The organism is Pandoraea sp. PE-S2R-1 (assembly GCF_002179865.1).
Taxonomy (GTDB): domain Bacteria; phylum Pseudomonadota; class Gammaproteobacteria; order Burkholderiales; family Burkholderiaceae; genus Pandoraea.
The window spans coordinates 39,145-51,535 of sequence record NZ_NGUR01000007.1; the positions used below are offsets into that span (position 1 = coordinate 39,145).

Sequence of the window (12,391 nt, forward strand, 5' to 3'; positions counted from 1 at the left end):
AGGCGGTGTTGACCCATGTTACGTCGAAAACGCCGCTGTAAAAGTATCGGGTCACCGGTGTGGAGATTCTTATGTCCAAGCTAGATGCAACCCTCGAGCGGCCGGCCACGGCCATCCAACGCTCGGGACCCAAAATGTCCGGCCGCAGCGCCGCAGTTTCGTCGTCCGGCCTGCTCGCCGACGTCGATGCGCCCGTGTGTGAGCAAGCGGTAAATGGCGCACTCAATCCCGACGATCTGACCGTGCAGGGCGCGAGTTTCATCGTCAAGGCGTATGCCGGCATGGCTGTCGGTGACTACCTCCTGCTGCGCTTCGACGTTGGCGGCCCGAACGAGGTGACGGTCGATTTCGACGTCACGACCAACTTCGTGGGGCAGGACGTCACGATCCGGATTCCCAAGAACAAGATCTTGCCCGCGCTCGATACCGAGGTCGATGTCGACTACGTGGTCGAACGTGCTGCGGGGGGCGACAACCTCGAATCCGACATCCTGTCGTTGTACATCGGCGTGCGTGACGATGCCGGGCTGACGGCGCCGTCGGTCGATGAGGCCGATGGCGATCATCTCGATCCCGAGTACATCGAGTACGGCAGGTGATGGCGTGGGGCAGAGGAGATACGGGAGTCACGATTCCCGCGGAGATCGAGGCTTTGACGAACATCGTCTCGTTGCACGCCGCCGGTCTCGCTTTTGCGGCGATGCTGGCAAACGGCGCGGTCGTCTCGTGGGGCATCGCCGCATCCGGTGGCACCCTGCCGCCTGAGATTGGCGCACTCGCCGACATCGTGGATGTGCGCGGCAACCTCGGCGGGTTCATGGCCTTGCGCGCCAACAAGCACGTCGTCGCATGGGGTGGCGGACCTTACGACAATGGGGTGCCGGCAGTCATTGCTGCGCGCTCGGACATCATGGAGCTCGCCAGTGCCACGATACATGCCTTCGCGGTTCGCACCGATAAACATGAGGTGCTGGCGTGGGGGCACGCCGACTTTGGTGGCACGGTACCCGCAGACATTGCGGCGCTCAGCGACGTCGAGGAAGTCGTCGCGACGCAGAGTGCCTTTTGCGCCCGGCGTGCCAATGGCGCCGTGGTCGCGTGGGGCAATTCCGCTCAAGGTGGCACCGTGCCGCAGGCGGTGGCCGTGCTCAACAACATCGTGCATGTCGCCAGCAATTGGGGTGCTTTCGCAGCCTTGTGTTCCGACGGCACGGTGGTGGCGTGGGGAATGCCGGCGATAGGGGGCAGTACCGCGACCGTGGCACCGCAGTTGGTTAACGTGCGCGCCATTTACAGCAACACAGAAGCCTTCGCCGCGGTACTGGAGGACGGTGGTGTCGTGACATGGGGTGTTGCCGCAGCGGGTGGCGACAGCACGGCGGTCAAGCCGATTCTGGATTCGGGCCTGACGTATGAGGCGACGTCTGCCGTGCGCGGCCGCGCGCTGACGGCGCTGGCACTTCAGATGCGATGAGGTGAATCACGGCCCGGGGGCGTCTGCGCCCGGGCATTGCCGGACATTACCGGAGCATGACCATGTATCTGGACAAAGACACCAGCGGCAAGCGCAACAGCGCCGCGTCGCTCGAAGCACCCTCGGTCGAAGAGGCCGACGGCGGCTCACTCGACCCCGATTCGCCGTCGGCCACCGTCGTCGTGCCGTTATACCAAGGCAAGGCCGTCGGCGACACCGTCACGATGCACTGGGAAGGCGAGACCGGGGCAGGGTCGACCAGCGACAGCATTCAGGTCACGGGGTCAAACCTGCCGCGCGTCATTCGCTTCTACGTGTCGGCCCAGTACATCGCGGCCAACGACGGCAAGACAGTTGCGGTGTCCTATACCGTCGTGAGTGTGGCGGGCGGCACCGAGTCCTCCGACGCACTCACGCTTGCCGTGGGCGACGCGTCCCCTGAGCCCGGGCTCGTTGCGCCGCCGGAGATCGAGGGCGTCGTCAACGGCGTATTGAATCTGGAAGACGTACCGGCAGGGGGGGCGAAGGCCAGCGTCGCGCCCTACGGTGGCATGGCGCGTTACGACGTGGTGTTCATCAGCATCAACGACGGCGAGTGGGAAGACGCGAAGTCGATTTCGTCCGACGCCGAGGTGGGGCAGCCCGTGACGTTCACCATTGCCCGCGACGTATTGATGCGTTTCTCAGGGCAGGCCGTGTCGATTCGCACGCAGATCATCCCGGCGTCGGGTGAGCCGTTCGAGTCCAACGATTCGACGGTGCGTATTCTCGAACCGGTCGGCGAGTTGCCGGTGGTCGACGTGCCGTTGGCCGAAGGCGGCTCGATCGATCCCGACGCGGTGATCGGACCGAGCGTGGCGGTGGTTGTCAAACCCTATCAGGGCATCGCCGAGGGCGACGTGATCACGCTCACGTGGACCAACGCGAGCGGTGTCCCGGCGGCGTTTGTCGAGACGGTGACCGTTGGCGGCACCCCCCAACAGGACTACGTTTTCGACGTGCCACGCGCGCACGTCGACCAGAACCGCGACCAATCTGCGTTGCTGTCGTACACCGTCAAGCGCGGCGGCGGGGCGCCCGTCGCATCGGACGCGCTCACGCTCTTCATCGGCGAGGCCTTCGAGGCAGCCGTCTCCGTCGATGCGACCGGCAAGGGCTACCTCGTTGCAGAGAAGCCGCCATTGGTCGTGCCGGCCTTCGCGACCTACACGCGCGAGGGCAAGTTCGGCACAGGCCCGTACACCTATCAGACGAGCGACGCGGACGTGGCGCAAGTCAACAACGCGGGGGTTGTCGTCGCGACGGGCAATGGCAGTGCGACGATTTCAGCGACTGACAGTCTTGGCCAGACACGCAGTCATTCGCTGACTGTCGTGGGCATCCGGCAAGTGTTCTTCGTGAGCGCATCGGCAAACTTTGCGGGCGCGAAGGTGGCGTGCACGACGGCCGGGCTGGACATGGTGTCGCTCGACGACATGAAAGCATTCTGGCGGGGCTATTACCCGAGTACGGGGCCGGTGGCCGGCTACATGGGGTGGTTGAGCTACCTGTTCTGGACCGGCACACAGATCGGTGCGGGAACGGCCTATGCCTACGATCTGAACGGCGGCTCGGAGCAGGGCAATGCGACGGGGCGCAACGAAGCGGACTTTTTGCAGGTGATCGGCATCGCGCCGTGATGCGAAATCGAGAGGTGGTTCATGTTCAGCCGTCGCGTATTGATGATGACGCTTGGCGGGCTCGTCACCGCATGGCTTGCGCTGCTGGCACTCCCGGCGCTTGCGCTCAATGGTGCGGACGTGGCGCATCTGATCAACCAGCGATACCGGAACACCCCATCGAAATGCTTCGTCAACAGCCCCGTCTACGAGTGCTCCGGAGTGTTGTTGCGCACCGCGCCACGCGATGGCGCGGGGGGCAATTTCTGGCGCCTGAGTGCCGATGATGTCGCTGCGGGCTATGCCGAGTTGAGCTATGCGAGGCAGGACCTGCCGCGCGTCAATCCGCCGGATTCTGTGGGTTTTGTGCTGGCGGACAGACCGACGGCTGCGGGGGATGGCAAACCCTACGCGCTGGTTTGCGGCTGTCCACCGGTTCAGAGCCCGTTGCCGCCCTGTACCCCGTGTCCGGCGAACGCCAGTGCAGCGGGCGTCAGTCTCTGGAACGCAAGCGCCCCCGCAAGCCTCGCAGTGCAGGCCATTTATTACGACGTCGCTGCGGGCGGTCAATTGGCAGAGGCACTGCGCTATCAGAAACAGTATTTCGACGGCACCGGGCAATGGGTGCCCATTCTGAAGGCGTCGATCGGCGACGGTGCTGCGACCGCGTTCGGCTTCGACGAGCGCGATCAACTCGACTGGGGATACGCCGTCGCGAAGCAGCTCGAGGCGCGCTATCTCGATACCCGGATCACGTGCCCGGGGAATTTGCCCGGTTATGAATGCTCGGGGGTACTGATCCGGAATACCGGTTTCGGCACCGCGTTCCATGCGTGGAATCCGAGCCCCAACTCCGTGTCTCGGAATGGCGTTTCGTTCTCGTATGCGCGCGTGGACATGAACATGACCCTGACCACGGGCGGGGTCGGCATCATCATGCGAGAGCTGTCGGCGCCCGCACAGCATCCGGTGATATGGCGCTGCTCGTTCCCGGTGAATGCCGTGACTGCGCAGCGTCCCGACAGTTGCTCTACCGAAGGCGATGCGCGTCTGTGCGATGCGTTGGGGATTTCCACGGCGGCCCAGTATCTGGCGACATGGGCGAACGGCAACGGGTGCGGTCTGGCGCCGTCGGTCGCACAGTTCGGCGTACTGGTCGACCTGCGTAAATCGTTCGTCGACAAGCACAACGAAGTCATTCTCGCCGCGTGGCCGCAGGACATTCCTACCCAGATCCCGCTGGAATCGCTTTTCTACACGGGCGCGGAGAACTTGCCGGGGACCGAGTACGTTCAACAGGATTACATGGCCGTCACCGGCCGGTTCATGCCGATTGTGTCGGTCACCCTCTCGGCGGCGCCGGGGGCCATCTTCACATACGACCCCGGGCAACAGGACGGTGCGTTGTTGCCCGGTGCCATCTTCATTGCGCCCGGGGCACGCAGTACGAATCTGCATTGGTGGAATTCGGAATATTGACCGATACTTGAAAGCACGTGGGTCTGAAAAATGGAAGGCGGCACCTGTCAACGTTGACAGTTTCCGCCCATTTTTGGTGCCGATACCCTTGTTTCATCCAGCCTGTCGACGGAGGTATGCGATGCGGGTAGATGTTTTGAGGGGCGCACAGATGATGCCGTCGACGCGCGCGGAGATCGCCCGCTTCCGGCATCGGGTCTTCGTTCAGAAGCTGGGGTGGTGTGTTCCGGCATCGCCAGTGGCTGCCCGCGCGACAATCGGTGAAGAATCTGACGAGTACGACCACGACGATACGGTGTACGTGACCCTGCGCGGCGACGGTGACGCGATCGTCGGTTGCGCACGCTTGCTGCCTGCCACCCGTCACTTTCTGCTTGGCGATCACTTCCGGCATCTCGTCGACGACATGCCGGCTGCCGTCGTCTTCGAGTACCCGAAAATACGCCAGCTCGATGAGGCCTTGAGCCTCGACCCCGAAACCACGTTTCCGGACGCTGTGTGGGAGTTGTCGCGATTTGCGCTGGAAGCTGCCGACGTGTGGACGCCTCGCTCGAAAGTCGCGTTGGAGCAATCGGCGCAAGGGGCACGGGAGTTGCTGCGGGCTGCCATCTTTACCGCGCGTGCGCTGGGTGCGCACCGGCTCGTTGGCGTGACGTACGTGAGCCTGGCGCGACTGTTCGTGCGCCTTGGTGTGCCGACCCACAAGTTGGGTGTGGCGTATCGCATCGACGGGCGCTGGGTAGCGGCTTATCGCATCGACATCGATGCGGTGGCACTGGCGGCGCTTGGGTTGATGCGCGCCACCGGCGCCGATGCATTAACCGACGCATCCACTGAAATTCCAGCCGGCGCCGACACCTTGCCGGCCGTACCTTCAGGCGAGAATCAGCGCCACATCACCAGACGGATAGCGCTCTGAACCTTGTTGCGACAGCCGGTCTTGTCCAGACAGTTGCGGATATGGAAGTTGACCGTGCGTGCCGAGATGCCGAGGATGTCGCCGATTTCGTCGGCGGTCTTGCCTTCTGCGGTCCAGAGCAACACTTCGCGCTCGCGTGCCGAGAGCGAGTCCATGTCGAAGGGCGGATGTTGCGGCCGGAGCAGCCGGCTCATCGACTCGTGCGTGTAATTCGCCAGCACGCCCATGCCAACGTTGAGCGATTGCAACTCGGAAGGGGATAGCGCGTCATGCGTTCGCCCGAAGCTCAGCAGACCGAATTCACCATGTGGTCCCCAGCTCGAACGCCCCACACCGTGATTCAGACCGAAGTCGGCGGCTTCCCGCCAGAACGCGTCCGCGCGCGGCATCGCCGGGTCGCGCCACAGCATCAACTTGTCACTCTGCGTACCGACCAGCACCGTCGGATCGACATCGAGAAAGCCTCGGTTGCAATAGTGCGACATCCAGCCGGTCGGGTAGGTGTCGAACACACGAACCTCCGCTTGCGTGGCCGAGCGGTGACTGCGAAAGCCATAGCAGCAATATTCGAAGCCGATGCGGCTTGAGAAGTTGACGATCCGTTGAAACAGCTTTTGCGCGTCGTCGATGTCGACGCGATCGTCGTGAATCGTTTCGAGCAGATGCATCAAGGCAGACATGACGCCTCCAGGGGCGGGGACTTCCGATCATGTTGCGGATGACGGTCTGGCGTGCGGCGCCCTGATTCGATCGCGTACACGCCTCCAGCGCGGTCTTGGCCGCGTCGGCCCTGAGGTGTGCATTCACGTCGGACTTGGTAACGAAGGGCGTAACCGTGGGGTTCCCGCAATCCCGGACAATCTATTTTCTGACGGGGCGCATTGTCTGCACCGGATGTTTCAACTTAAATTCCGGTCGCCATTATTTTTGGTAGTCCGGTTTATTTCGTACGTCGATGTGATGAAGGATATCACCGGGTTCCGGAGAGTCAATGCGTTATTTGTCCGGGTTCCGAGACAATCTCTTGCGCTTCAAGAGGTCTTTCTAAAATCGTTACACATTGATTGAATGGTTCTTGTTTCGACAAAATGTCAGCGTTTGCTGAGTCATGGCAGTTGAAGTGCGACGGACACCGAAGCCCTTGGCGGGCGGCATTTCGTCGCTTTTTTTGAGGTGCGAAGTAATCTGGTTACGATTTTTTGAAACTGGAAAATTAAAAATTAACGCGTATTTGTTCGTAACCAATTAATTTTTAATTGGAAATTTATTTTTCGAGTTTTTGTTAATCACTGGTCCGTTTGTTCAATAATTGCCGAAATTCATGCTTCGGGATTCGGTAAAAACTCATCAAGCGTTGCAACAAATGATGCAGTCGTGCCCCGATTCGTTTCCCGGACAAAAGCACGAAATGCTTCGCTGCGCGCCAGCCAAGCGTCGATATTGCCGATGATGGTCAGCTTGACCCGGTAGTTCACGAGCTTTTGCAGAATGGCACCCGCGAGGCCGGTTTCGAGCCGGAAGAAGTCGTCGTGCAGCACGTGGGTGTGCAGGGCGACCCAGTCCACATCGTTCTCCCATGCGGCGCTCAGCAGGTCGCCGACGTCGGCTTCACGGGATAGCGTGTTCGCGGGGGCGTTCCAGACCAGAACGGGGCGAGCGTCGAGCGTGACGATCTCATCGCGAGGGTTGAGGGCTTGCAGCATGGGCAAAATCGGTATCAGGGTTGATTGGCAGCGATAGCGGCACGGATGAGGGCGGTGAGCGCTTTCTCGTTCACCGTGTCGCCTTCATGGAGATCAATGGCCCGGCGGGTGTTCCCGTCGAGGCTGGCGTTGAAGAGTTTGGCAGGGTCGGGCAGCGAGGCACCTTTGGCGAAGGTCAGCTTGACTGCGGCCTTATAGGATTCGCCGGTACAGAGAATGCCGTCGAGCGACCAGACAGGCACGCGCCATTTCCACTCCTCGGTGATGCCGGGATTGGCCTTCGTGATGATGGCGCGGACGTGGGCGAGCATGTCGCCGCGCCAGTCACCGAGTTCTGCGATGCGCGCGTCGATGAGTGCGGCAGCATCAAGGGGCGCGGGGGGAGTCTCCGGCTGGGGCTTCTTCATGGCGAGTGCCTCCGGGGGAACGCGACAGGCGTTCGGGAGCGCACATTGTAAAACGAGAGGAAATCGGGGAGAAAAACGGGGAGGGGCGCATCAGGGCGCGGGGCATGCGCTGCGGCCCGTCCCGGAGGACGGGCGCAAGGGAAGCGGAATCAGAACGCAGCGCTATAGATGGCAAACGCGTCCGCTTCTTTGACTTCACGCGGGTTGTTGACCAACAGGCGGGTCTGAAGCATCGCGTCGCTGGCCATCCGCGCGATGTCGTCCTGCTTCACACCGACTTCACGCAGCGTGCGCGGAATGGCGGTCGCCACGATCATCGATTCGATGTGGCGGATCAGCGCATCGGTCTTGGCTTCATCGCTGCCGGTGGCGTTGTCGCGCAGGATCACGTCGGCGAGTTCCGCATACAGCTTGCTGGCGGCGCAGGCGTTGAAGCGCATGACGTGCGAGAGCACCAGTGCATTCGAGAGCCCGTGCGCCACGTGGAAGATGCCACCGATCGGGTAAGCCAGCGCGTGCACGGCGGCAACGGGCGAGTTGGCAAACGACTGACCGGCGAACATGGCGCCCACGAGCATGGCTTCGCGTGCGTCGCGGTTGTTGCCGTCGTCGCAGGCGGGCAGCAGGTTACGCGAGAGCAGTTCGAGGGCCTTGACGGCCAGCATGTCCGAAACGGGGTTCTTCAGATGGGCTGACGTATAGGCTTCGATGGCGTGCACCATCGCGTCGATGCCGGTGGCGGCGGTCGCCGCGCGCGGCAGGCCGAGCGTGAGTTCCGCGTCGAGAATGGCCAGATCGGCGAAGAGTTGCGGTGCGACCACGCCCATCTTCGTCGTCTCGCCGGTCGTCACGATCGAGACGGCGGTGACTTCCGAGCCCGTGCCGGCGGTCGTCGGCATCTGCACCAGCGGCAGGCGCGTACCCGTCACCTTCTTCACGCCATACATGTCCTTGAGCGACTGCGTGCCCGGCAGCAGCACGGCGAGCAGCTTCGCCACGTCCATCGATGAACCACCGCCCAACCCGAGCACGATTTCCGCGTCGCCTGCGCGCGCACGTTCGGCCGCTTCGAGCACGACATGTTCGGGCGGATCGGCGATCACGTCGTCGATCACCGACACTTGCCAGTCATGCTTCGTCAGATCGGCCAGTGCCGGGTTCAGCAGACCGCTCTTGTGCAGAAAGCCGTCGGTCACTACGCACAGGCGCTTGCCCGACGGAAACTGTTCACGCAGCAGCGCGCCGAGACGGCGGGCTGCACCAAATTCCACAATGACGGTGGGGACCGTCTGGAAACGAAACGGATTCATCATCGTTTTCCTCTTGGTGACTGCGCGCGGCACACATCAATGCATCAACGCATCGGCGTGCCGCACGCGACAAAACTAGACAGACGCCGCGACCATCTGGCCGCGATCGATACGGTAGACGTTATCCAGCACCGCGCCCGCGTGTTGCAGGTCGGCGCCCGACAGAATCACGGCGAGGCCTGCACCGCGCATTTGACCGATCACTTCCGCAATGCGCTTCGAGAGCGCCGGGGCCACGCCCTCGAACGGCTCGTCGAGCATCAGCAGGCGCGAACTCGTCATCAATGCGCGTCCGACGGCCACCAGTTTCTGCTGGCCTCCCGACAATTGCAAGGCACGGCGCGGCGCCCATTCACGGGCTTCGGGAATGATGCGGTAGACCGCGTCGAGACGCGTCTGCACGTCCTTCGCCTTCAGGGCCCACGCGGGCACGCAGAGATTCTCTTCCACGGTCATGTCCGGAATCAGGCGGCGGTCTTCCGGCGCGTAGCCGATGCCGAGCGACGTGCGCTGATGCGACGGTGCGCGCACCAGATCCACATCGTCGAACGTCAGCGTGCCCGAGGCCGGTTTCACCAGCCCCATGATTGCACGCAGCGTCGTCGTCTTGCCCGCGCCGTTACGGCCGATCAGACCCACGATGGCGCCCTTGGGCACCGAGAACTGCACCCCGCGCAGAATGTCTGTCGCGCCGAAGCGCACATTCAAATTCTTGACTTCAAGCATGGGCCACCTCGCCCGTGGTAGTGGCCGAGCCGTCGGTCGCAGGCACTGCGGCCACCGTCTCGCCGATGATCAACTCGCGCACCTGCGCGTCGGCCAGCACCACGTCGGGGGTGCCGTCGGCCAGAATGCGGCCGTCGCAAAAGGCCAGCACGCGGTCGCTGTAGCGGCGCACGATTTCCATATCGTGCTCCACGAACAGCACCGTGATGCCGAGCAGGCGCGCGGCGTCCAGCACGCGGTTCATCACGTCGAACTTTTCTTCCGCGGCCACGCCGGACGTCGGTTCGTCGAGCAGCAGCACTTCCGGCTTGCAGACCATCGCCAGCGCAATGTCCAGCAGCTTGCGAACGCCCTCGGGCAGCGTGCCCGAAATCATGTCCGCAAATTCCAGCACGCCCAAGCGCGCCAGACTTTCGTTCGCCAGATCGGCAGACAGCCCCGAAATTGCCAGTGCAATCTCGATGTTCTCGCGTGCCGTCTGCGAGCCGAACAGTTGCGGAATCTGGAACGAGCGGGCAATGCCCAGACGCGTGATCTTGCGCGGCGCCAGCCCCGTGATGCGCTTGCCGCGAAACACGATCTCGCCGCGATCCGGTTTGATGTAGCCCGTGAGCATGTTCACGAACGTGGTCTTGCCTGCCCCATTCGTGCCAATCAGCCCGACCACGCTTTGCGCGTCGATATTGACCGTGATGTCCCGGGCAGGTGTCACGCTGCCGAAGGTCTTGTACAGGCCCGTAGCCTCAATGATGTGATTCGATGCCATCTCGCCAGCCCTCATGCCGTCGCGTCGCCCGAGGCGCGCGCCGTCTTCGTTTGCGTGACCGGGTGTGCGGCCGCTGTCTTGCGACGGCCCAGCCCAAGGCTCGTGAGCCCGCCCGGCAGGAACGCGATGATCGCCAGCATGATCGCGCCCATCACGATTTGCCATGTGTTCGGTGCATAGCGATAGGCCATCGCGCGTGCCACTTCGAGCAGCAGGGCACCGATGAACGGCGAGAACGCGAAGCGCGTGCCGGAGAGCACGGCGATGAAGACGAACTCGCCCGACGTCGTCCAGAACGCCATGTCCGGGTCGATGTGGCCGATGTTGAACGCCTGCAACGCGCCGCCCAGCCCGGCGAGCGCGCCGGCGATGATGTACGTCAGATGAATGTTCCGGCGTGCCGAGGTGCCCAGATACTCCACACGGATTTCGTTATCCTTGATCGCCGGACCGAGACGCCCCGGTGTCGAGCGCATGTACAGCGCCACCACCATCACGCAAAGGATTGCCGCGATAAAGCCCACGGCGAACAGGTTGGTGCCCGTGAGTTGCCACGGCGTTGCGCTGCTGCCCAGCGTCGGGGCGTTCACGTTGAAGCCGTCGCTGCCGCCAAGCTCAACGTTGTTGAGCAACAGGCCGTAACAGATCATCGACAGCGCCAGCGTCAGCATGGCGAAGAAGATGTCGCGATAACGCGCGAGCAGGAAGCCGAGCACGAACGCGAGCACTGCCGACACGATCATCGACAGCGCGAGCAGCGCGAACAACTCCGTCAGCCCGTAGAAGTTCATGCCGAGACCGACGCAGTAAGCGCCGACCGCGAAGAACAACGCCTGACCGAACGAGGCGAGACCCGTGCGCAGCAACAGCGCGAGACCCAGCGCCACGATGCCTTTCGACAACGCGACGGAGACGAGAAACTGCCACTGCGGCAGCGCCAGACCCGCCGCGCCGATGACGACGAAGCCGATCACCGCGAGCCACGTGCCGGGCGCGCGCAGGTGAGAACAGATTGCGGAACTCATATCTTGCGAGCCTCCATCGGAGCGAAGATGCCTTTGGGACGCACAGCGAGCACCAGCGCCATGACGATGTAGATCGAGAACAGCTCGCCTTGCGGCCAGTAATGCACGGCACTCGCGCGCACCAGCCCCACGAGCAGCGCGCCGAACGCGGCGCCGGGCAGCGAGCCGAGCCCGCCGATAACCACCACGGCAAACGTCAGCACCACGATTTCAACGCCCATGCCGGGCGCGACCGAGACCGTCGGTGCCGTGAGTGCGCCACCGATGGCGGCGAGCACGGCACCTGCCATGAACGTGATCACGAAGTAGCGGCTCACGCGAATGCCCATCGCCTGACTCACTTCGCGATCGTGAATCACCGCGCGCAGCAAGCGGCCGCTGCGGGTGAACTTCAGGAACGTCGTGAGGCCCACGCCTGCGATCAGCGCGACGCCCACGATCAGGAAGTTGTAGTTCGGGTACGAGAGGTCACCCACGTCGAAGTTGCCGAGGAAGCTGTACGGCTCGGAGACGGTGTACGGGTCGACGCCCCACACGAGCTTGATCGCGTCTTCCATGATCAGGAAGAGCGCATAAGTGACGAGCAGCAGCACCACCGGGTCTTGCCCGTAGAAGCGCTTGAGCACGCCGCGCTCCATGATGAAACCGATGGCCCCGCCCGCGACCATCGCCGCCAGCACGAGCAACAGGTAGCTCACGTAGAGGTTGCCGCCCTGGGCAACCCACGGGCCGATCAATGTCACGCCAGCGTACGCGCCGAGCGCGTAGAGGCTGCCGTGCGCCATATTCAAGATTTTCAGCACGCCGTAGACGAGGGTCAGTCCCAGAGCAACCAGGAACAGCCACGCGGCGTACATCACCCCGTCCACCAGGACGGCGTAGATCTGCGACATCTCGCATTCTCCTTGGAACGCAGAGCGGGCA

General features: G+C 62.9%; 13 protein-coding genes. 5 read left to right on the forward strand and 8 right to left on the reverse strand.

The annotated features are described in order from the left end of the window. Positions 1–71 precede the first annotated feature (71 nt). The 5 genes from CDV44_RS02815 to CDV44_RS02835 all read left to right on the forward strand — a co-directional run bounded on the left by CDV44_RS02815 (position 72) and on the right by CDV44_RS02835 (position 5,530). A complete protein-coding gene (locus CDV44_RS02815; protein ID WP_087686592.1) occupies positions 72–599 on the forward strand; it encodes a hypothetical protein in 528 nt (175 codons plus the stop codon). A 53-nt stretch (positions 600–652) separates the two neighbouring features. Continuing rightward, the gene (locus CDV44_RS02820) at positions 653–1,474 is read left to right on the forward strand and encodes a hypothetical protein (protein ID WP_087686593.1); all 822 of its coding nucleotides are present in this window, start codon (positions 653–655) and stop codon (positions 1,472–1,474) included. A 62-nt stretch (positions 1,475–1,536) separates the two neighbouring features. Continuing rightward, a complete protein-coding gene (locus CDV44_RS02825) occupies positions 1,537–3,153 on the forward strand; it encodes a hypothetical protein (RefSeq protein ID WP_087686594.1) in 1,617 nt (538 codons plus the stop codon). Between the two features lie 21 nt (positions 3,154–3,174). Then, a complete protein-coding gene (locus CDV44_RS02830; protein ID WP_087686595.1) occupies positions 3,175–4,611 on the forward strand; it encodes a hypothetical protein in 1,437 nt (478 codons plus the stop codon). Positions 4,612–4,762: 151 nt separating this feature from the next. Then, positions 4,763–5,530, forward strand: coding sequence for an acyl-homoserine-lactone synthase (locus tag CDV44_RS02835; RefSeq protein ID WP_249277383.1), 768 nt, complete (start codon positions 4,763–4,765; stop codon positions 5,528–5,530). On the opposite strand, the gene CDV44_RS02840 is transcribed toward CDV44_RS02835, so the two are convergent. The 8 genes from CDV44_RS02840 to CDV44_RS02875 form a co-directional block, all read right to left on the reverse strand. Further along, positions 5,497–6,210 (reverse strand): autoinducer binding domain-containing protein, encoded by a 714-nt coding sequence (locus CDV44_RS02840; protein WP_249277384.1) that lies wholly within the window; start codon positions 6,208–6,210, stop codon positions 5,497–5,499. The two genes, CDV44_RS02835 and CDV44_RS02840, sit on opposite strands and share 34 nt — an antisense overlap. A 639-nt stretch (positions 6,211–6,849) precedes the next feature. Next, complete coding sequence (locus tag CDV44_RS02845) at positions 6,850–7,233, reverse strand: DUF4180 domain-containing protein (RefSeq protein WP_087686596.1); 384 nt, start codon at positions 7,231–7,233, stop codon at positions 6,850–6,852. A 14-nt stretch (positions 7,234–7,247) separates the two neighbouring features. After that, complete coding sequence (locus CDV44_RS02850) at positions 7,248–7,640, reverse strand: DUF1801 domain-containing protein (protein WP_087686597.1); 393 nt, start codon at positions 7,638–7,640, stop codon at positions 7,248–7,250. A gap of 149 nt (positions 7,641–7,789) precedes the next feature. Further along, the gene (locus tag CDV44_RS02855; RefSeq protein ID WP_087686598.1) at positions 7,790–8,950 is read right to left on the reverse strand and encodes an iron-containing alcohol dehydrogenase; all 1,161 of its coding nucleotides are present in this window, start codon (positions 8,948–8,950) and stop codon (positions 7,790–7,792) included. A gap of 75 nt (positions 8,951–9,025) precedes the next feature. After that, the gene (locus CDV44_RS02860; RefSeq protein ID WP_087686599.1) at positions 9,026–9,676 is read right to left on the reverse strand and encodes an ABC transporter ATP-binding protein; all 651 of its coding nucleotides are present in this window, start codon (positions 9,674–9,676) and stop codon (positions 9,026–9,028) included. Beyond that, a complete protein-coding gene (locus CDV44_RS02865) occupies positions 9,669–10,442 on the reverse strand; it encodes an ABC transporter ATP-binding protein (RefSeq protein WP_087686600.1) in 774 nt (257 codons plus the stop codon). The genes CDV44_RS02860 and CDV44_RS02865 overlap by 8 nt, the downstream gene beginning before the upstream one ends. 11 nt (positions 10,443–10,453) lie before the next feature. Next, complete coding sequence (locus CDV44_RS02870) at positions 10,454–11,467, reverse strand: branched-chain amino acid ABC transporter permease (RefSeq protein WP_087686601.1); 1,014 nt, start codon at positions 11,465–11,467, stop codon at positions 10,454–10,456. Further along, a complete protein-coding gene (locus CDV44_RS02875; RefSeq protein WP_058377720.1) occupies positions 11,464–12,360 on the reverse strand; it encodes a branched-chain amino acid ABC transporter permease in 897 nt (298 codons plus the stop codon). The genes CDV44_RS02870 and CDV44_RS02875 overlap by 4 nt, the downstream gene beginning before the upstream one ends. Between the last annotated feature and the right edge of the window lie 31 nt (positions 12,361–12,391).